The sequence below is a fragment of the Bacillus sp. JH7 genome, from assembly GCF_001563515.1.
Taxonomy (GTDB): Bacteria; Bacillota; Bacilli; order Bacillales; family Bacillaceae_G; genus Bacillus_A; species Bacillus_A cereus.
On the sequence record NZ_LPUS01000001.1, the window covers coordinates 1,605,729 to 1,625,854 of the forward strand.

The following is a 20,126-nucleotide window of genomic DNA, read 5'->3' on the forward strand; positions in this document are numbered from 1 at the left end:
TGCTCCATATGAATTCAAAGAATAAAAAAGTTTTATTATTAACAGACATTGAACACGGAATAGAGCCTAGTATCCAACAAGTAACTAACATTCAACAAGAAAACATGTTGACTATACACAGCTATGATTCTGTAATTGTACATCCTTATGGAGATATAATGAGATCTATTATTATTGCTATTTATCAAGAAAATGTTAAAGAAATTTTTGTTGTCGGAATAGAGGATAAAAAAACTTCTTCAGTTAATCTACAAACTCAACGTGATTTCATAAAAGATAATATAGAATTAGACTATCTCTTTAAAAATTGCATGCCTGAATTTTCAAGTGGTAGCCTTAATCAATGGCTGAGTGGACAAAAAAATGTTAGTGAAAATATTGAAAAGAGTATAGATATGATCCGTCATCATCCATTAGTACCTTCTGATATTGAAGTTCATGGTTTCATAATTGATAGAACGGGTGAAAAAGAAACGGTTGTTAAAGTTTCTGCTAATAAAGTACTGAAACAAATGGATTTTTATGTGTAAGTTATCGATAGATAAGCAACTTTTATTTGGACTTGTGTCCTTTACAAAGAGCAAAAGAAATCTTCTATAAATGGGGATCTTTTGCTCTTTTTGTTTGAATTTTTAATGTGTTTTATAGGAGATACCTAATATGTACATAATAAAAATATATAACTTTTTGCATAAAATTTTAAGGACGGATTAGCAGGCGGAAAATAAAAATTTATGTTGTGATTTATTTCAAGATTATTACTAAAAAGAATGGAGATTCTTTAATTATGAGAATAAAACAGTTAAAACCTAAAGTGATATGGAAAAAAAGAATGTTGCTAACTCTTTTTATTGTTTTCGGATTGATTATTGCGGGGGTTGTTTTTTGGAATGTTTCACCTATTCCGAAAGCGTTTCTCATAAAAAAAGCATTTGAAGGTGGAATGTTTGTTCAATCTAATAATTATAAAAACGCTCTAAAAGAGACACGAATTGTTAAAGATATCAATTATAATTCTAAATTTCCTGATGGTACATTAGACATTATTTATCCCAAAAATTTTATAGGGAAAACACCTGTTATTTTTTGGGTGCACGGGGGTGGATTTGTAGGTGGAGATAAATCAGACATTACTGGTTATGCAGTAGAATTAGCTGCTCGTGGTTATACAGTGATAAATATAAATTACGCTCTTGCTCCTAAAAGAAAGTATCCTACACCAGTACTACAACTTGGTGAGGCTTATGAATATATAAAAGCAAATGCAAAGAAATATAATGTAAAACTAGATGACCTATATTTTGCAGGAGATTCTGCGGGAGCGCAAATATCTGGACAATTTGTTACTATTCAAACATCTCCAGATTATGCGAAATTAACCGGGATTGACGCTGTTGTTGCTCCTTCTACAATTAAAGGTATACTGCTATTTTGCGGCCCGTATAATATGCCTGCATTAGCTAAAATGGAAACATCCAAAGAAGTGCAAGACTTTATGCGTACTACTGGCTGGGCTTACTTTGGGAAAAAGAAATTTGAAACATTACCTGAAATGGAAATCGCCTCTATTTATAAACACGTTACAAAAGATTACCCACCAACGTTCATCACAGATGGAAATACTGCATCATTTGAAGAGCAAGGTAAAGCATTAGCTTCTACTTTACAAAATAAAGGAGTACCTGTAGATACACTTTTCTTTGATAAAAATATCTCTGGCGAGTTAGCACATGAATTTCAATTTAAAATGAACACTTCAGCAGGTGAAGAAGCTTTTAACCAAGTTCTTAAATTTCTAAATGAAAATAAATAATATATATACTATTAACTTTTTATAAGCCTAGTTTAATACTATATATGGGTGAACAAAATATTGCATTAATAATCTAATGGTAGCAAAAATAAATTTGATAAGAAGTATATAGTAAGAATGATTTGGAGATACAGATGGGGATATAACTATTTTATTTAGGACGGTGCACTTTAAATGGATTTACAGAAAGGGAAATTATATTGGAACACAACTTTTTCTAATACACCTTCTTATCCTCGGTTGGAAGAAGATATAAAATGTGACGTACTAATAATAGGAGCAGGAAGTTCAGGTGCTCAATCAGCATACTATTTGAGTGAATCAGATTTAAATATTGTTGTCGTTGATAAAAGAAAGGTAGGACACGGGAGTAACCTTACAAATACAGCACTTATTCAATATTTAGGTGACAAGATGTTTTTTGAACTTGTAAATACATTTGGAGAAGAGTATGCAGTTAAGCATATGAAATTGTGTGAACAAGCTATTAATGATATTGAATATGCTGATCAAAACTTGCCTTATTGCTCTGATTTTAAACGACGTGACAGTTTATATTATGCAAGTTATGAAGAGGATATAAAGAAATTAGAAAAAGAACTGTATTATTTACATAAGCATGATTTTAAAGCGACTTGGCTATCAGAGGAACAAATTGGACAGAGATATCCATTTAAAAAACGTGCAGCTATTTATACGTATAATGATGGTGAAATAAATCCTTATAAATTTACACATAGTTTATTAGAACAAGCTGCTAATAAAGGAGTTCAAATTTATGAAGATACAGAGATTGTTGGCAAAAAGTTAGAGAAAGAATGTGCTATCTTTTATACAAAGGGGGGCAATTCTATTACTGCCAATAAAGTAATTGTGGCTGCAGGATATGAAGGGTTGGAATTTAAAAAGGAAAAGAACGCTACACTGATTAGCTCATATGCAGTTGTTACTAATCCTGTAGAAGATTTATCTTCTTGGTATAAACGTACTCTCATTTGGGAAACTGCGAGACCATATATTTATATGAGAACTACTGCAGATAACAGGATTATTATAGGTGGGTTAGATGAAGATACAAACATTGCTCAAGAAAGAGATTCAAAATTAATCCATAAAAAAGAGAAATTAGTAAATGAATTTAATAAGCTCTTTCCCAATATAACAGTTGAACCTGAATTTTATTTAAGTGCTTTTTATGGTGGTACTCATGATGGTTTACCTATAATTGGAATGTATGAAGAGTTTCCAAATTGTCACTTTATCTATGCGTATGGAGATAATGGATTAGTATATAGTATGGTGCTTTCTAAAATTGTTCGAGATATAATTATTAGCGGTTCAAGTCCGGATTTGAATTTATATTTACAAACTAGACCAAAACTAAATGAGTAAGCTACATGTATGCAAAATCAAGGTAGTATAAAAAAGTAATAGTTTTTACGGTTTTAATTACTTTATATAGGAAGCAATTCTACAATTATAATCTCTCCAATATATTTGGGGGGATTTATTTTTTTCTTATGATTTATTGAAAAATAGTCTAATTAGACTATAATGAGTATATAGTTTAATTAGACTATATATTTTATTGAGTGTGAAAAAAGGAGGAAAGAGGTATGGTTGCAAAAGAGAGCAACTTACGCTTAGTGATAGCTGGGTTAATGCTAGGCATTTTAATGGCTGCAATGGATAATACAATTGTTGCCACTTCAATTGGTACAATTGTCTCAGATTTGGGTGGATTGGATAAATTCATCTGGGTTACTTCTGCTTATATGGTTGCAGTTATGGCGGGTATGCCTATTTTCGGGAAATTATCTGATATGTATGGTAGAAAGAGGTTTTATATTTTTGGTTTATTAATCTTCTTAATTGGTTCTGCATTATGCGGTACTGCGCAAAGTATTGTTCAGCTAAGTATTTATCGTGCAATTCAAGGTATAGGTGGGGGGGCACTGATGCCAATCGCCTTTACCATTGTATTTGATATTTTTCCTATTGAAAAAAGAGGGAAAATGACTGGATTATTAGGGGCCGTATTTGGTTCTTCAAGTGTATTAGGACCTTTATTAGGTGCGTATATAACAGAAAATATAAGTTGGCATTGGATTTTTTACGTCAATATTCCAATTGGTCTAATGTCATTAATTTTTATTTTAAAAGCTTATAAAGAAAATAATCCACCTACTAAGCAAAATATTGATTGGTGGGGGGCGATAACACTCGTCATAGCAGTAATTAGCTTAATGTTCGCTTTAGAGTTGGGAGGAAAGGAATTTAAGTGGGATTCGATACAAATTATTGGGTTATTTGCATCGTTTATTGTATTTTTCGTTGGCTTCCTATTGGTAGAAAGAAAAGTGAAAGATCCGATAATATCATTTTGGATGTTTAAGCGTAAGGAGTTTGCAATATCACAAATTATTACGTTTTTCTATGGAGCAACATTTGTTATTTTAACAGTATTTATTCCTATTTTTGTTCAGGCTGTATATGGTGGAACAGCAACTAATGCTGGATTAATTTTAACCCCAATGATGTTAGGTTCTGTAGTAGGTAGTGCAATTGGTGGAATATTTCAAACGAAAATTAGTTACCGCAACTTGATGTTATTATCTATAATATCCTTTGGGATAGGTATGTATTTGTTAGGAACGATGGATCCACAAACAAGCCGTGTACTTTTAACGATATACATGATTATAACGGGGTTTGGAGTTGGATTTTCGTTCTCTTTGCTTCCCACAGTTTCTATTCATAATATGGAACCGAGATTCCGTGGTTCAGCTACTTCAACAAATTCATTCTTTCGTTCACTAGGTATGACAATTGGAGTAACGATTTTTGGCTCCATTCAAAATAGTACCTTTACAGCTAACTTAAAGGATGCTTTTAAGGGAATAGAACATGGTTCCAGCATGTTAAATAATCTAGGTGATCCGAGTGCAATATTTCGCTCAGATGTAAGGTCCAGTATACCTACTTTTATTCTTGAAAAGGTTATAGCTGCTATGTCATCTTCCATTACTACTGTTTTTCTATTAGCTTTAATTCCAATTATCGTTTCGTTTATGGCAATATTATTTATGGGGAATGTCAAAGCTGGTACAAAGGATAATAAAGTGAATTTGAAGTTATAAATTTTATAAAACAAAAAGATTCTTTACTTATTTTTAGCTTATACTATTGGTATAGGTTATTAAGGAGTGGAGAGTTATGAATACAAAGCTTTTTATGCTGGGTCTTCTTATGGAGAAAAATAGGCATCCGTATGAAGTCCAGCAACTTTTAAAAAATAGTGAAATGAAATATTATATAAAAATTACTAAAGGCTCTTTATATTATACATTTGAGCAACTTGAAAAGAAGGGTTTTATAGAGGTTGTTGATATTATTCGTAATGAACAACGTCCTGAACGGACTATTTACGGTATTACTAAAAGTGGTAAACAAGAATTTGAACATTTATTATTAGAGCAAATGATAAAGAAAGAGGATATGCATCGTCCTATATATGAAGCGCTACTTTTTGCACAATATGGGGAAGAAGAATTAATTCTAGAACAGCTAAAAACTAAAATTTCTCAACTGACGTTATATCTTACTACCCTTCAAAAAGTATATGAAGAGAAGTGTGGAAAAGAGAGTGTAGCTAAGTTATATATATTATCTAGTGTCATTTTACATTTAAGAACAGAGTTAAAAGTTTTACAGAGTTTATATAACACTATAAAAAATGAAAAGATAGATAATATTGGAAATGATGTACTTAGAGAGATAGAAAATCAATGTTTATAGTGACAGATATTATAAAATAAAGAAAAGTATAATATTTTAATTCGTAAATTAAAAACGTTAATTTGGACAGGTCTAATAGTATAGGGAACTGTCCATTTTTAATATGTAAATTCTCCATTCAATGTTAAGAAATCTTAATATTTTTGTAGGGTGAAAATTAAGATTTTTTCAGTAGATTGATTGTATGTTCTAAATTAACATTGGAGAGGAATTTATGAATGTTATTTGTTTTATGTAAGAGTATGTGAAGCGGCCTCGGATCGTAGGGGGCTATTTTACCCAGTTCAAATCAACTTGCAAAACAGATGGTTTCTTCAATATGTTTAAAAAAGAAAAGTGTATTATCACGCATTAACGGGTAGTAAGACCCACATCTCAAAATTAAGTGGAAGCAAAGAAGTTAGGTGGGGGGCGGGATTCCCGTAAAAGACCGATTGGTGAGGGCTGATTAAAGTTTCACTTTATACGTGTAAGGTAAAACTAAATGTATAATACTACAGCATAGAACGAGATGTCAGAGAGGAAGAAAATATGATGCAGAAAGAAAAAATTTTAATTGTAGATGATGATATAGAGATAAGAAAAATCGTATCCATTTATTTAAAAAATGAAGGGTATGAAATTATAGATGCATCGGATGCTATAGAAGCTTTAGAAACTTTAAGAAATACAACAATTGATTTAATCATTTTAGATATTATGTTACCGAAAATGGATGGCATAGAGGCTTGTTTAAAAATAAGAGAACAGTATCAAATGCCTATAATTTTTTTGTCAGCTAAAGATGAGGATATAGATAAGATCCAGGGATTAATGAGTGGGGCAGAAGACTACATTACCAAACCGTTTAATCCACTTGAATTAATGGCAAGAATTAAATCTCAATTACGAAGATATCGTGTTTATCAAACAGAAGAAGTAAAACAATTTATTCATGAAATAGGCCATCTTAAGGTAGACGAGGAGACAAGACAAGTTTTCATTAGAAATGAAGAAGTAAGGTTAACTCCAAAGGAATTTGACATACTTTCTTTATTAGTGAGAAATAAAGGAAAGGTTTTTAGTGTAGAAAAAATATACGAGATGGTCTGGGAAGATTCATTTTATAAATCAGATAATACAGTCATGGTTCATATTACTAAAATACGGGAAAAAATTGAAGAAAACCCTCGTCAGCCTGTTTATTTAAAAACAGTATGGGGAGTTGGTTATAGAGTATGATCGATCGTACGAAATTAAGGGATAATATATTCTTTTCTACACGCTTAAATATAAAGCTTATTTTAATTTTTTTGCTCTGTTTCATCGTTGCGGTTGTTACTTTTTTTCTCATAGCAATGAAAAGTGCAAATCTACTTTCTTATAATCAACAGATTGAAAAAGAAGCCGAAATAAGGGAAATAGCGATAGGGATAACTAATGATATACAAAAGCGTAATTTGGAATCTGGGCATATAGAACAAGTTATACCGATGATTCAATCTATCCAAAAGAAGAATGAAAATTTAAGGTTTTTAGTATTAGATTATAAAGGCCATATTATCTATCGTTCACATAATTTTCAATTGCAGGATAATCTCCCACAGGAATTATTACAGGAGAAATTAAATGTTACACCAAACGTCAGAAATCCTTTGTTTGAGAAGTTCATATTGTTTGTTTCACCAGTTTCATTTCAAGATGGAATTGGATATGTAATGGTACAATCTCCAAATTCGAATAAAACAATCTCACCAACTCAATATAATCAAAATTTATTACTTGCTTTGGTGAGCAGTATATTAATTTTCATCCTTTTATTTTTGCTGTTTATGATCCCTATTACAAGATACATTAAAGAAATTGAACGAGGTATTCAAAAGATTGTAAAAAAAGATTGGAAACATTCCATACGTGTTAAAGGAAAAGATGAATTATCTTCTTTAGCTTATAATATTAATTGGATGGCTAGTCAATTAAGGGAGCGTTTTGAGAAAGAGAGAGCAATTGAGAAAGGTAAAAGTGAATTTATTACCAATATTTCTCATGATTTGCGTACCCCTTTAACGTCTATTATTGGATATTTAGCATTAGTAAATGAAAAACAATATCGAAATAAAGAAGAATTAGAAATGTATATTCAAAATACGTATAATTTAACATTAAAATTAAAAACTCTCATTAATGAATTGTTTGAATACACAAAATTATCTTTACCTGATGTTAAGTTGAGAAAAGAAAAAGTAGAATTGGGCAATTTGTTAGGTCAGCTAGTAGGAGAGTATATCCCGATTTTTGAAAAACAGCAATTAATTGTTAAACTAAATATCATTAATAAGGATATTTGGGTATGGGCAGATATAGAAAAACTGGTGCGTGTATTTGATAATTTACTATCTAATACTGAAAAATATAGTTTTTCAAATTCAACAGTAATAGTGGAACTAAAAAAAGAAGAAGATAAGGCATTTATTTGTATTACAAATAAAACAGATCATCTTGAAGCACAAGAATTAAGCAAGATGTTTGAGAAGTTTTATCGAGTTGATAAATCACGGTCGAGTCAAATACATGGATCCGGAATTGGTTTAGCAATTGTAAAGCGCACAATTGAATTGCATGAGGGTAAAGTATGGGCTGAAAGTCATGGAAATAGTCTTACGATACATGTAGAATTACAACTTTTAAAAAATGTTTAAAAACTATTTAAGAATTTTCATTATGTAACTAATATAAATGCTTAAATAAAGCATTTATAAATAATAGTAGGCTTCTTTTGGTAACCATTGCATGAATGCCATGCCCAAATGGGGAAATCTATAGTAAAGTCAATACCTTTCTGTTTCATGTGTCTTACAATGTATTTATATGCTGTGCAATCTTCTTTACTAACAAAAATAGGATTGGCTATAAGCTTACCTTCATTCAAAAGTGTATTTATAGCATTTTGGTTTTGAAAAGTCCATAGGATTGTTGAATCAATAAATGTATTTAAGTTTGATTGTTTATCAAATTGTTTTTTCATCTTTCGCTCCATTTTCTTTTTTATTTTGCAGAATTAAGAATAAATATGACTAATCGGACAATAAGAAATACCTATGCTAGATACAATTGTAAATGCTTATTTAAAGTAACAGCAAGGAATAACCTTTGTATATAGAGTGTACAATACATGCAAAACAGGATTAAAGAAGATTTTAAATATAATATGAAATAGTACAAAATAAGAATTTGATATATCTTTTATATATAAACTATTAATTGAAGTTTGTAATTACACATTATAGTTAGTATACTAACTATATAATTAGTGTGCTAACTATATTGGGGGTTATATGAATAATTTAGGCTATTTATTACACAAGGTAAGTATAATGACGAAAACAGAATTATCAAATCAATTAAAAGAATATAAAATAACAGCTCAGCAATGGTCTGTGTTAAAGGATATATCTCTTTATCCAAATGGAACCACCCCAGCTATGATTGCTGAAAGGCTCTTAGCAGACCGTCCAACAGTAACCGGGATTATACAAAGATTATTGCAAAAAGAATGGATTCTTATAAAACATAATCCTAAAGATAAACGGTCACATTTAATATTTTTAACAGATGAAGCTAAGACATTAATACAGGAGATAGAAAATGTAAGCGATGAAGTTATAAAAAATGCTACAGCTAGTATTCCTAAAGAGGAAGTAGAAAATACAGTTCGAGTTTTGCAAAGTATGATTCAAAATTTACAAAAAAATAAAGGGTGATTAAAATGATTTTAGTAACAGGTGCTACAGGGAATGTAGGAAAAGAGGTTGTAAAATGCCTAATAAAAAGAAATGCTACTTTCAAAGTCACAACGCGCAGTAGAGAAACTGAAGGAGTGTATTTTGATTTTGAAAATCCTTCATCTGTAAAGGCGGCTTTAACAGGTGTTACTAAAATCTTTCTAATAAGACCACCACATCTAGCTGATGCAAAAAAGTATTTCCAGCCTGTTGTAGATGCCGCAAAAGAAATAGGTATAAAACACATTGTATTTTTATCTTTATTAGGTGTAGAAAAAAATCCGATAGTACCTCATGCTAAAATTGAAGCTATGATAAAGGCTTCTGGGATCCCTTACACATTCCTAAGACCGAGTTTTTTTATGCAAAATTTATTATCACAACATGGTGATGAATTAAGAAATAAAAAAATAATTGAAGTACCTGCTGGTAAAGGGGAAACAAGTTTTATAGATGTACGGGATATTGGAGAAGTTGCAGCTAAAATATTAACCGAAGAGGGACATGAATTTAAAGCTTATTCTTTAACGGGAAATGAGGCATTAACATATTATGAAGTTGCTGCTATTATTTCAAAAATAATAAATAAAGATATTACTTATACAAATCCAAGTATATTTAAATTTAGAAAAAGAATGATTCAAAAGGGACTTAACAGTGACTTTATTTGGGTTATGATTGGAATATATACAACTGCAAAATTAGGGTTAGCTAAAAAAGTCACATCAGATTTATCGAATTTACTAGATAGAAGTCCAATAACTATGGAAACGTTTGTTTACGATTACAAAGAATTATTAATATAATAATGCAAAAGTAAAAAAGAGGATTATTCACATAAAGAATCTATTATGTTTTAAGAGTAAGAGGGGATAGCCATGCAAAACAAAATTATCGTTATGTTTCAAAAAGATTTTCGTTTATATGATAACCCAGCTCTATTTGAGGCTGTTCAGTCCGGGGAGGTTCTTCCGGTATATGTACAAGATGAAACTTTTTCAATAGGAAGTGCGGCAAAGTGGTGGTTACGCCATGCTATAATGGATGTCCAAAAGCAACTTAAGGCATTGGGCTCTACTTTAATAATCCGCAAAGGAAATACACAGGAAGAAATACTTTCTCTCATAAAACAATTAGATATAACGGCTGTATATTGGAATAGTTGTTATGATCCAGACAGGTTAAAATCTAATCAAAAAATGAAAATGATATTAGAAGATAAAGGTATTATTTGTAAGGAATTTAATTCGCATTTATTATTAGAACCGTGGATTATAAAAAAGAAGGATAACACTGAATATAAGGTGTTTACGCCTTTTTACAATGCATTTCAAAAGCAGGTAATACCTAAACCTATTAGCAGAGTACAGAGTATAAAGTGGGGAAGCTCTTTACCAGCAAGCTTATCTGTCTCAGAATTACACTTGTTGCCGACTATACCGTGGACATCTCATATGGAAGCAATATGGGAGCCTACAGAGGAAGGGGCATACAAAACATTTAAGAAATTTTTCTCTAGTAAATTAGCCTCTTATAGTGAAGGAAGAGATTTTCCAAATCAAAATGCTCATTCAATGTTGGCGCCATATCTTTCATTTGGCCAAATATCAGTGAAGTTAATGTATCACTACTTAATAAATAAAAGTACCGAAAGACAATGTAGTTTTTTTGAAAAACAAGTGATTAGTTTTATACGCCAATTAATTTGGAGAGAGTTTTCTTATTATTTGCTATATCACTATCCGTTTACAGTATATAAACCTCTTAATAAAAACTTTGAACATTTTCCGTGGAATAAGGAAGAGGAGTTATTAAGAGTATGGCAGAAGGGTGAAACTGGTTATCCGTTTATTGATGCGGGAATGCGAGAACTATGGCAAACCGGTTTTATGCATAATCGGGCAAGAATGGCTGTAGCCTCTTTTCTTGTAAAGCATTTGTTAATTCCGTGGCAAGAAGGTGCAAAATGGTTTATGGATACACTACTAGATGCTGATATTGCAAATAATACAATGGGATGGCAATGGGTTGCTGGAAGTGGAGCAGATGCATCCCCGTACTTTCGTATTTTTAATCCTATCACACAAGGAGAAAAGTTTGATAAAAATGGAGAGTATATAAGAAGATGGGTACCAGAATTAAGAGATATCCCAAACAAATATATACATAAACCTTGGGAAGCACCTGAGCATATTTTACAAAAATCCAATATAAAACTTGGGAATACATATCCTTATCCGATTGTTGATCATAAGGCAGCACGAGAGAGAGCCCTTTGTGCATATAAAAATATAAAAGAATTTGTATGAAATAGGTTAAACAATATGTATTTAGAATTTTATCCATTATAAGGACATACTAATCATATAAAGTTTCTATAATCTTCTAGTAAAAAGGAGAATGTTTATGAAAAAATCTAGTATTATAGTATTTTTACTAACATATGGTTTGTTTTATGTTTCTAGTGTTTTATTCCCTATTGATCGTACTTGGTATGATGCGTTAGAAAAGCCGTCTTGGACACCTCCTGGTATGACAATCGGAATGATATGGGCTGTATTATTTGGACTTATTGCATTATCAGTAGCAATTATTTACAACAACTATGGATTTAAGCCAAAAACATTTTGGTTTTTATTCCTTTTAAATTATATATTCAATCAAGCGTTCAGCTATTTTCAATTTAGCCAAAAGAATTTGTTTTTAGCAACAATAGATTGTTTACTAGTCGCTATTACTACGTTGCTTCTCATAGCGGTTTCTTCCAATTTATCTAAAGTATCGACATGGTTGCTAATTCCATATTTTTTATGGACTGCATTTGCTACATATTTATCTTGGACCATTTATAGTATAAATTAAAGGCGTAAATAAAAACTTGAGCATAATAAAAATGCTCGAGTTTTTATGTGTGTTAATGATAATCCGAAATATGGAATATATACATCTTATGGAGGTCATCTTTGTGAAGAAATGGATAAAAATTACGCTGTACTCTTTACTAGCTATTTTAATTATAGGAAGTATTACTTTTTTAACTTGGTCTCAGTTTACTTATAAACCGACGCAAGAGGCTTTGTCGTTAGTAGATGATAAAAAAGATGAAGATAATATCGTTTTTGGAGCGAAAGATGCGAAAGTAGGGGTTATTTTTTATCAAGGAGCTAAAGTAGAAGCTGAGGCTTATAGTTACTTAGGAGAAGCTCTTGCAAAAGATGGGCACTTTGTAGTAATGCCTAAGTTACCATTAAACTTAGCGATATTTGGAATAAATGAGGTAGATAGTGTAATTGAAAAGTATCCTGAAGTTCAAAAATGGTATGTTGCGGGGCATTCAATGGGCGGAGCTATGATTTCTAAGTATGCCTCTCAGCATGAAGACAAGGTAGACGGGATTATTTTCTTAGGTTCGTATCCTGCAGATGACTTTTCTACAAAATCGATTCCGATGTTATCAATTTATGGGGAAGTAGATGCTTTAGCAACTGTAGAAAAAATAGAGAACAATAAAAAGTTAATGTCGAAAAATACAACTATGCACATGATAAAAGGGGGAAACCATGCTCATTTTGGCATGTATGGTGAGCAAAAAGGTGATAATGCGAGTTTAATTACGGCAAAAGCACAACGAGATGAAACAGTAAAAGTAATTGAACAATGGTTATTGGAACAATGATAACGAATTTAATAAATCTACCGAAAGAATTATCCAAACGGTAGATGGGAGAGAGAATAAAGAGCCAAATCGTATGAATTGGCTCTTTTATTTATTTGCTATCTCCAATTGTCCCCTTATTTTCTCAGGAATATCCTCTTTAGAAATAATATCGTAAGAATACACATATTTTCCTTTCACATGAATTTTTAAGTAAGTTTTTCTTATAAAATCATTAGGCGTGTTCGTTCCAACTGTATATTCTTTTTCATTACTTAATTCGTCAACAGCTTTTAGTGAGTACATAGCTTTGCCTTTATGATGATAATCTGGAACACCATATCCTTTCGCAACGGCATATACATTTTTTTCTTCAGCAATCGGATTAAATCTGTCTAAATCTCCGCGTAATATAAAAGGTAGTAAGTATATAGGGAGGCCTATTCCTAGTATGCAAATTACAAATTTCTTCATGATCGTTTCTCCTTTTGTCTATTTACATTTTTGAGTATAGAAAAAAGTTCTTATGAATATAGAGGGAAATTCTTTAAGTTTTTCTTAATAAAGTTTAACTTTGTGAAAAAAACTAATTTGAGCATTAAGTTTACGAAATGAATAGCCAAATAACCTGTTTTCTTTATTTTTTGATGGTAGGTTATTAGGTTTTATATTGGTATGAGTGAATTAAGAAATAAGTGAGATTTAGGAAATAGAATGAATTTATCTTACAGTAATAAGAGAATTACCTAAATAAATGATAGTGAGAACAATTAAAGAAAGCATCTAGTGGGGTGCTTTTTTCTTTTGAAACAGAGAATCTCATGGGTAGGTTACATGTAATTTCGTGCTGTGCTTCTAGGTCATTGGAAAATCCAACAATAAAAAAAGAGGGGGAAGGCGTTTTTTATTGAAGTTTGTTAATGATAGATTTTTAACTTGAGAGGGGGATCGTAAAATAGATTATTAATCTCTTTGGTAATTTTTATTTTCCTTATAGTTGGCATATTGTATTAGAAATTTTAAATTTTGAAGGGAGAATCAATAAGTATGGGTAAGAAAAGAAGAATAAGTAATAAGTTATTACTTATCAGTGCAATTTTTACAATAGCAATTCCCTCAGTCTCATATGCGGAGGAAGTAATTTCACCTGAAAAGTTTACGAGTTCTTCAAGTTTGTATAAGGCACGGAATACGGAAATTTTGAAAACAAATTTATATCCTAATACATATAATAATCCATTTAACCACCAATTTATTTCAAAATTAAAGGAAGTAAACACAAATATAAAAAAAATAGACAATAGTGATGATGAAAATCCTGTTATATCTACTACTCTTTCATTTATTCGCCATATGAATAGTGAAGATTATAAATCTGCATTTGATTTAACCTCAAGGTCATTACAGAAAATAATATCCGAAGAATGGTTGAAGAGCTATTGGGAGGGACTGCCAGTTCAATTACAAGCAGGTTCTTTTATAGAAATTGGAGAGGTTACACAAAAAGAGACAAATCCTGTTCATACAAATGTGGAGATTCAATTAGTTTTTGAAAAAATGACTGTACCTTTACTAATTAAACTAGATCCATCTGGAAAAATAGACGATTTTCAACTAAGCATGTCGTTTAGTCCTGTTGCTGAGCGTCCATCATATAGTAAGCCTGAATCATTTGTTGATAAAGAAGTAGTAGTTGGAAGTGGTGCATTTCCATTACCAGGAACATTGTCGGTTCCAAAAGGAAATGGTCCTTTTCCAGCGGTTATTCTTGTTCAAGGATCAGGAGCAACTGATCAGGATGAAACAGCGTTTGCTTTAAAACCATTTCGCGATTTAGCTGAAGGTCTTGCATCGAAGGGAATTGCTGTCCTTCGCTATAATAAACGAACGTATGAACATGGGCTGAAAACACAATTCAGTCCCTTCTATACAGTTGATAAAGAGACAACAGATGATGCTCTTCTTGTAACTCAATTTCTTAAAAATGAGCCTCTAATAAATAAGAATCAAATATATATTCTTGGTCATAGTCAAGGTGGAATGATGCTTCCGAAAATGATTGAAAAAGACCAAAATCAAAATATTGCTGGGGCAATTGTAATGGGTGGACCAGCTCGTGCGATTCAAGACGTTGTTTTAGATCAATTTGAGTATCTTTTTTCTATTGGAGCAATGAACCAGGAGCAATATAAATTCTACAAATCGCAATTTGAATTATTAAATGATCCAAATTTCTCTGGTCAGAATCCTCCAAAAGATTTTTACTTAGGATCAGCAGTATTTTGGGATTCTATTCGGAAAATTAAAGCAGCAGAAATATCAAAAGAACAAAAGACACCACTTCTTATTATTCAAGGAGAAAGAGACTATCAAGTTCAATCAAAAATCGAAATTCCTCTTTGGAAAGAACAATTAAAAGAACGAAATAACGTTGATTATCGACTATATCCAAAGTTAAATCATTTCTTTACAGAGGGCGATGGGGAAATAAGTAAACCGGATGAATATTATAGTCCTGCTAATATTCCTGAGTATGTTATAAATGATATTGCTGCTTGGGTGCAAGGCAGATCGCAATTAAATTAGCAACCATATGTTTTAATAAAGACTTTCTTTCTGTAATCAAAATAGAAATATTTTTATTAGGTTATATGTTTTTTTTAGCACTCTTTGAAAAGGAGTGCTTTTTTATTTTTCTATGATTTCTATAAAATAATGGACTTGTCTTCCAAATAAAGCGTTATTTGTAACACTGTTATCAAAGCAAAGTGCTCGTGACATTTCCTTGATATTCAAAAACATTAATAACCTATTATGTGAAGTTTTTTGAAAATTTAGGTTTAACATCTTTAAAATAGGTGTATTACATATTACATAACAACTAAATAAGAAAATAAAAAATCTAAGGGAGGAAAAATACGATGCATAAGAATGAAAGAAAACCGGTGGTTTATGAATATCAAAATGAACAGGAAGTAGTTATGAAAGTAAAAGAGCTAGAATTGAAAGGGATTCACCAAGATGACATTTACGTCTTAACACATGAAAAACATATAACAAAAAAGATTGCGGATGATACAAACACAAATACGATTGGAGTAAAAGAACAAGGGTTGGGCACAAGTATTATCAACTTTTTCTCCAAAAAAGGGGACGAGCTCCGAAATCAAATGGAGGAAATGGGGTTGTCGAAGGAGGAAGCTAACTTATATGAAGAAAAACTAGATCAAGGGAGAATTTTACTTCTAGTAACAGATGAAACACTAACGGCGAGTGATAGGCAGCCGCAAAACTATCATTCTCTCTAATAGATTGCAATATCTGATAAATAGATAAGTTAATTATTTTAGGTTGTAGCATGGAAGAAAATAAAAGTAGAGAAGGGTGAGAAAAATGAAACATACAATATTTAAATATGCTGTGATTGGGATTACGACCGGAGTCATAGTATCTCTGTTAAAAAAAGAAAATCGGAAAGCTATACAAACAAAAGGAAAAAGCGTAAAAGACAAACTACAAGAAGGAAACATAAAGGAAACATTAGAGAAGGTAACCGAGACAAGTAAACAATTCTCTGTAACTGCAGCTAATGTTGCAAAACAAACATTACCACAACTGCTTACAGCCACACCGGTTGTCATTTCTACTATTAAAGATTTAACAGAAAACGAAAATAACAAAAAGAAAAAAGATGAAAAGGATAATGAAATAAAACAAAATGGTAAGAACCTAGACGGAGAAAAAACGGAAAATGAAAAGAAATATGTGAAAGAAGGGAAAGAAGAGAGTGCTTAGATTTAATTCTAAAAAGAGAAAGTGAGGAAAAAAGTATGAAATCTCTGTATGCAATTGATGTAGGAATTGGTTTTACTAAGCGGGCATATCGACAGGATGTAGATTCTGAGGTGACGATTAAGAGTGAAGCTGCCACACTAGCTCCTGTACCTAATCATGCTGAAAGTGAAGATTTAACAAAAGTAAGTTTTATAGACTTAGACTTTGCATACTACATGGGAAATGAAGCACATCAATCTGACGCTTCATTTCTTCCTCCATTTGACGAAGAAATAGAAAATTATTATGAAAGCGAAGAGTTTAAACAACAAATATTTGGTTGCATTGCAAAGGATTATAAAGAAAATGTCGTGTTACCTTTAGTTGTTACCGGGCTTCCAGTCACTTGTTTTGGTAGTCAGCATGAGCAATTACAACGTGCACTAAAAAAAGAAACTTCCGTACAAATTGATGGGAAATTTATTAATATTACGGTTGAAAATGCTTTGATTCTTCAGCAACCGATCGCTTTACATGCCTATTTCTTAAAAGAGGGAATCATTCAGGAACAAGATCGCATCTTAATTATTGATGGTGGATTTCGTACATTAGAAATGACAGATATGAAACAGAATGTCATTTTAAATCATTATGAGACGGAACTAGGATGTAGCAAGCCTTTGAAAAATATTAAGAATATCGTGCAGAATCATGCGGGTGAAAGTAATCAATTGCATATTAATGACATGCCAAAAATATTAGAAAAAGGATATGGAGATAAAGAAGAAAATTATGAGACAAGTCAGGTGGATATTTTAATTCAAAAAGAGTTGGATACACATTTCCAAGACATCATGCGTGTATTACAAGAACAATTTAAGTTAGACCAGTATGATACTATTATTTGGACAGGAGGAATAGTAGATCTCCACAAAAAACAAATTGAAAAAATGCAAGGTGAAATTGTTTCTTTCCGTATGGTAGACGCTTCAAAAGAGGCCGCGCTTCATGGATACTATATTATTGGAAGTCAAGTATTTGAGGACATCACCACTCAATCTGCATATAAATCCAAATTATAATGACGACCGAAATGGAGTTCGTTGAATAGACGTGCCAAATTGTGTGGCTTCTTTTCCAAATATAAATAAGAAAAGATAAAAAGTGCTTGTATAGAGGAAATGTTTAAAATTGAGAATAAAAATAACTAATATATAGGGGGTCTTCCTTTTTAAAGAATAAGACCTCCTATGCATTTATTTTGTAATTTAGATGATTTAAAAACTTTTCCTCCAAGATATGGATACCTACATACAAATTTCATATTACGGATATGATTCGATCAAACATAAAACTATTTAGAAAGGAAGAATAATATGGAATGCATAAAAATGACGAAATGGAGTTGGTATCATGTGAAAACTAGTGAGCTTGAAGAAATTTCTTCTATAATCCCCCGTGATGTAACATCTTATTTCCCTCAATTTGTAAAGAAAATAAGTTCTCCTTGTGAAAATGGATTATATGTTTATACGTTATCACCAAGTCAAACTTGTGTATATGGTTCGTTTTTATATGATCAAGATAAAAAGGACGCCAAAATTCAAAAATTTCTTCATTATTTCGTAGCTCATGGGATACTGATAACGGTCCAAGAAAAAGAGGAAGAAGATTTTCAAGAATTAATACATAATTTCCCTATAGGTATAAAAAATTGTAATAGTTCCGCTGAAGGACTATGTGCCATCTTATCGATATTTATATCTCACTATTTACGAAAGGTTGACTATTTTGAAAACAATTTCAGAAATGTGTTATGGGATTTTTATCATCATAATAACATAGCAGTTTTAGAAAGGATTTATCATATTCGTCATGAATTATTTATGAACACACATGTGTTTCGCTTAATACAAGAAGTGTTACAAGGCTTGGAGGAAGCTTGGTTAGAAAAACTAACAAACACCCTTTGTTATAAACAAACACACGTAAAATTAGAGCGTGGATTACAACTTGTTAAAGAGTACCAAGAAGAATTAGACACGATGATTCATTTGCAAGAAGTTGTTTCTTCTCATCGTGGGAATGAAATTATGAAAGCTCTTACTGTATTAACTGCTGTAAGTACGCCTTTGACAGCCTTAGGAGCATTATGGGGTATGAATTTTAAATACATGCCTGAACTTGAATGGAAATATAGCTATTTAATTGCTCTCTTATTTATTATTTTCACAACAGGCGGTATGTATATGTATATGCGATTCAAAGGGTGGACAGGTGATTTATTACGAGTAAAGAAAAAGAAATCTTTTTTTAAATCTAATTGATCCTGTTTATAAAAAATATGATAGACATATAGTTAATAATATTTATTAATTGGGGTAGTGCCATATCCCTATCAAGTTAAAGTTTTGATGTCCCCGCAATGATAAAAATAAACTTGGTTTCCATAAAAAACATAATATTTTCATTTAAAGGCTATGAAGTGAAATGTCATCATCTTCATCACGTTTGACCTTCAAGAAATAAAAAGTTAAACTATTCTTGTACTCGAAGTACTATTATAGTACTGGAGAGATAATAACTTTACTATTTTGGTATGAGGTGAATAAATGATGAAAGATCGGATTGCCAAAACTGCTATTGCGCTTTTTCATGTAAGGGGAATAAAATTCACAATGAGTGATTTAGCTCGTGATCTAGGTGTAAGCAAAAGTACGCTTTACGAGCATTTTCCATCTAAGGACGAGCTTATTGGTTATGTAGTTGAGCAAATAAATGAAGAAGCCCAAATACGTTTTCGGGAAATTATCGATAATTCGAATTTGACCATACCGGAAAAATTAAAAGGGATTCTTTTAATTGTGCCTAAGGATTTTCAGCACAGCTTCGTACGTTTACTGATTGAACTGCGACGTTACCATCCAGAGCAGTGGGCAAAAATAGAACAAGGCATAAATGAAGAATGGGAGGTAATTACTGGGCTAGTTGAAGAGGGCATCAATAGCGGTGTTTTACGTTCAATGGACATTCCAGTGCTAATCCAAACACTCAAAACGTTAATGAAATCAATTTTTGAACAGGGGAGTATAGCCTCTAACCAAATTACTCTACAAGAGTCACTTGCAATGATGGCCGATATCATATTGCATGGAATCACAAGTAAGGATTAAATAGTACTTCTACATAAAAAATGAGTAGGGTCACAATAACCATACAGGTTAACGTAGCCCCGCTCATTTTTTATTTTTATCCCGCTTTAATGGGCAGTAAGATTCCTACCTCAAAATTCAGTGAAAGCAAAGAATTTAGGTGGGAGATCAAC

General features: G+C 31.6%; 19 protein-coding genes and 1 pseudogene. 18 read left to right on the forward strand and 2 right to left on the reverse strand.

Translation table 11 applies throughout. The features are described 5' to 3' along the window. Window positions 1-8: 8 nt before the first annotated feature. The 7 genes from AU379_RS08200 to AU379_RS08230 all read left to right on the forward strand — a co-directional run bounded on the left by AU379_RS08200 (window position 9) and on the right by AU379_RS08230 (window position 8,289). Window positions 9-530 carry a hypothetical protein gene (locus AU379_RS08200; RefSeq protein ID WP_001086250.1) on the forward strand — a complete coding sequence of 174 codons (522 nt, stop codon included), beginning with the start codon at window positions 9-11 and terminating at the stop codon, window positions 528-530. Between the two features lie 257 nt (window positions 531-787). Beyond that, entirely contained in the window at window positions 788-1,813 is a 1,026-nt protein-coding gene (locus AU379_RS08205) for an alpha/beta hydrolase (protein WP_001220684.1), read from the forward strand. A gap of 174 nt (window positions 1,814-1,987) precedes the next feature. After that, window positions 1,988-3,205, forward strand: coding sequence for an FAD-dependent oxidoreductase (locus AU379_RS08210; protein ID WP_000365643.1), 1,218 nt, complete (start codon window positions 1,988-1,990; stop codon window positions 3,203-3,205). Between the two features lie 224 nt (window positions 3,206-3,429). Then, a complete protein-coding gene (locus AU379_RS08215; RefSeq protein WP_000225814.1) occupies window positions 3,430-4,953 on the forward strand; it encodes an MDR family MFS transporter in 1,524 nt (507 codons plus the stop codon). A gap of 76 nt (window positions 4,954-5,029) precedes the next feature. Next, the gene (locus AU379_RS08220; RefSeq protein ID WP_001093176.1) at window positions 5,030-5,611 is read left to right on the forward strand and encodes a PadR family transcriptional regulator; all 582 of its coding nucleotides are present in this window, start codon (window positions 5,030-5,032) and stop codon (window positions 5,609-5,611) included. Between the two features lie 531 nt (window positions 5,612-6,142). Then, a complete protein-coding gene (locus tag AU379_RS08225) occupies window positions 6,143-6,832 on the forward strand; it encodes a response regulator transcription factor (RefSeq protein WP_000983275.1) in 690 nt (229 codons plus the stop codon). Beyond that, window positions 6,829-8,289, forward strand: a complete 1,461-nt coding sequence (locus AU379_RS08230) for a HAMP domain-containing sensor histidine kinase (protein WP_000567229.1) — start codon at window positions 6,829-6,831, stop codon at window positions 8,287-8,289. The genes AU379_RS08225 and AU379_RS08230 overlap by 4 nt, the downstream gene beginning before the upstream one ends. Before the next feature lie 65 nt (window positions 8,290-8,354). On the opposite strand, the pseudogene AU379_RS08235 reads toward AU379_RS08230, so the two are convergent. After that, window positions 8,355-8,615, reverse strand: a pseudogene (locus AU379_RS08235) (DUF3841 domain-containing protein); the annotation flags it as partial. A 310-nt stretch (window positions 8,616-8,925) separates the two neighbouring features. Here AU379_RS08235 and AU379_RS08240 point away from each other — a divergent pair. The 5 genes from AU379_RS08240 to AU379_RS08260 all read left to right on the forward strand — a co-directional run bounded on the left by AU379_RS08240 (window position 8,926) and on the right by AU379_RS08260 (window position 13,048). Next, window positions 8,926-9,351 (forward strand): MarR family transcriptional regulator, encoded by a 426-nt coding sequence (locus tag AU379_RS08240; protein ID WP_001061038.1) that lies wholly within the window; start codon window positions 8,926-8,928, stop codon window positions 9,349-9,351. 5 nt (window positions 9,352-9,356) lie between these two features. Continuing rightward, window positions 9,357-10,178: an SDR family oxidoreductase gene (locus AU379_RS08245; RefSeq protein WP_000604771.1), complete on the forward strand. Its 822-nt coding sequence runs from the start codon at window positions 9,357-9,359 to the stop codon at window positions 10,176-10,178. A gap of 72 nt (window positions 10,179-10,250) precedes the next feature. Continuing rightward, entirely contained in the window at window positions 10,251-11,681 is a 1,431-nt protein-coding gene (locus AU379_RS08250) for a deoxyribodipyrimidine photo-lyase (protein WP_061139103.1), read from the forward strand. Between the two features lie 97 nt (window positions 11,682-11,778). Next, a complete protein-coding gene (locus AU379_RS08255) occupies window positions 11,779-12,234 on the forward strand; it encodes a tryptophan-rich sensory protein (RefSeq protein WP_000749742.1) in 456 nt (151 codons plus the stop codon). Window positions 12,235-12,337: 103 nt separating this feature from the next. Then, window positions 12,338-13,048: an alpha/beta hydrolase gene (locus tag AU379_RS08260; protein ID WP_061139104.1), complete on the forward strand. Its 711-nt coding sequence runs from the start codon at window positions 12,338-12,340 to the stop codon at window positions 13,046-13,048. 87 nt (window positions 13,049-13,135) lie between these two features. Here the strand turns inward: AU379_RS08260 and AU379_RS08265 are convergent, their stop codons facing one another. Beyond that, window positions 13,136-13,501, reverse strand: a complete 366-nt coding sequence (locus AU379_RS08265) for a YxeA family protein (RefSeq protein ID WP_000714887.1) — start codon at window positions 13,499-13,501, stop codon at window positions 13,136-13,138. Between the two features lie 573 nt (window positions 13,502-14,074). Between AU379_RS08265 and AU379_RS08270 the strand changes: the two genes are divergently transcribed. The 6 genes from AU379_RS08270 to AU379_RS08295 all read left to right on the forward strand — a co-directional run bounded on the left by AU379_RS08270 (window position 14,075) and on the right by AU379_RS08295 (window position 19,974). Beyond that, a complete protein-coding gene (locus tag AU379_RS08270) occupies window positions 14,075-15,613 on the forward strand; it encodes a DUF3887 domain-containing protein (protein ID WP_061139105.1) in 1,539 nt (512 codons plus the stop codon). Between the two features lie 335 nt (window positions 15,614-15,948). Continuing rightward, window positions 15,949-16,335 carry a general stress protein gene (locus AU379_RS08275; RefSeq protein WP_000549439.1) on the forward strand — a complete coding sequence of 129 codons (387 nt, stop codon included), beginning with the start codon at window positions 15,949-15,951 and terminating at the stop codon, window positions 16,333-16,335. Between the two features lie 85 nt (window positions 16,336-16,420). Next, the gene (locus AU379_RS08280) at window positions 16,421-16,822 is read left to right on the forward strand and encodes a hypothetical protein (RefSeq protein WP_061139106.1); all 402 of its coding nucleotides are present in this window, start codon (window positions 16,421-16,423) and stop codon (window positions 16,820-16,822) included. A 35-nt stretch (window positions 16,823-16,857) separates the two neighbouring features. Then, window positions 16,858-17,883 carry a ParM/StbA family protein gene (locus AU379_RS08285; protein WP_061139107.1) on the forward strand — a complete coding sequence of 342 codons (1,026 nt, stop codon included), beginning with the start codon at window positions 16,858-16,860 and terminating at the stop codon, window positions 17,881-17,883. A 294-nt stretch (window positions 17,884-18,177) separates the two neighbouring features. Next, complete coding sequence (locus AU379_RS08290) at window positions 18,178-19,128, forward strand: magnesium transporter CorA family protein (RefSeq protein ID WP_061139108.1); 951 nt, start codon at window positions 18,178-18,180, stop codon at window positions 19,126-19,128. A 288-nt stretch (window positions 19,129-19,416) separates the two neighbouring features. After that, a complete protein-coding gene (locus tag AU379_RS08295; RefSeq protein ID WP_000654864.1) occupies window positions 19,417-19,974 on the forward strand; it encodes a TetR/AcrR family transcriptional regulator in 558 nt (185 codons plus the stop codon). The last annotated feature ends 152 nt before the right edge of the window (window positions 19,975-20,126 follow it).

Coding starts and splice junctions, on each gene's coding strand:
- AU379_RS08200 (WP_001086250.1), top strand. CDS start 9: ATGAATTCAAAGAATAAAAAAGTTTTATTATTAACAGACATTGAACAC.
- AU379_RS08205 (WP_001220684.1), top strand. CDS start 788: ATGAGAATAAAACAGTTAAAACCTAAAGTGATATGGAAAAAAAGAATG.
- AU379_RS08210 (WP_000365643.1), top strand. CDS start 1,988: ATGGATTTACAGAAAGGGAAATTATATTGGAACACAACTTTTTCTAAT.
- AU379_RS08215 (WP_000225814.1), top strand. CDS start 3,430: ATGGTTGCAAAAGAGAGCAACTTACGCTTAGTGATAGCTGGGTTAATG.
- AU379_RS08220 (WP_001093176.1), top strand. CDS start 5,030: ATGAATACAAAGCTTTTTATGCTGGGTCTTCTTATGGAGAAAAATAGG.
- AU379_RS08225 (WP_000983275.1), top strand. CDS start 6,143: ATGATGCAGAAAGAAAAAATTTTAATTGTAGATGATGATATAGAGATA.
- AU379_RS08230 (WP_000567229.1), top strand. CDS start 6,829: ATGATCGATCGTACGAAATTAAGGGATAATATATTCTTTTCTACACGC.
- AU379_RS08240 (WP_001061038.1), top strand. CDS start 8,926: ATGAATAATTTAGGCTATTTATTACACAAGGTAAGTATAATGACGAAA.
- AU379_RS08245 (WP_000604771.1), top strand. CDS start 9,357: ATGATTTTAGTAACAGGTGCTACAGGGAATGTAGGAAAAGAGGTTGTA.
- AU379_RS08250 (WP_061139103.1), top strand. CDS start 10,251: ATGCAAAACAAAATTATCGTTATGTTTCAAAAAGATTTTCGTTTATAT.
- AU379_RS08255 (WP_000749742.1), top strand. CDS start 11,779: ATGAAAAAATCTAGTATTATAGTATTTTTACTAACATATGGTTTGTTT.
- AU379_RS08265 (WP_000714887.1), bottom strand. CDS start 13,501: ATGAAGAAATTTGTAATTTGCATACTAGGAATAGGCCTCCCTATATAC.
- AU379_RS08270 (WP_061139105.1), top strand. CDS start 14,075: ATGGGTAAGAAAAGAAGAATAAGTAATAAGTTATTACTTATCAGTGCA.
- AU379_RS08275 (WP_000549439.1), top strand. CDS start 15,949: ATGCATAAGAATGAAAGAAAACCGGTGGTTTATGAATATCAAAATGAA.
- AU379_RS08280 (WP_061139106.1), top strand. CDS start 16,421: ATGAAACATACAATATTTAAATATGCTGTGATTGGGATTACGACCGGA.
- AU379_RS08285 (WP_061139107.1), top strand. CDS start 16,858: ATGAAATCTCTGTATGCAATTGATGTAGGAATTGGTTTTACTAAGCGG.
- AU379_RS08290 (WP_061139108.1), top strand. CDS start 18,178: ATGGAATGCATAAAAATGACGAAATGGAGTTGGTATCATGTGAAAACT.
- AU379_RS08295 (WP_000654864.1), top strand. CDS start 19,417: ATGAAAGATCGGATTGCCAAAACTGCTATTGCGCTTTTTCATGTAAGG.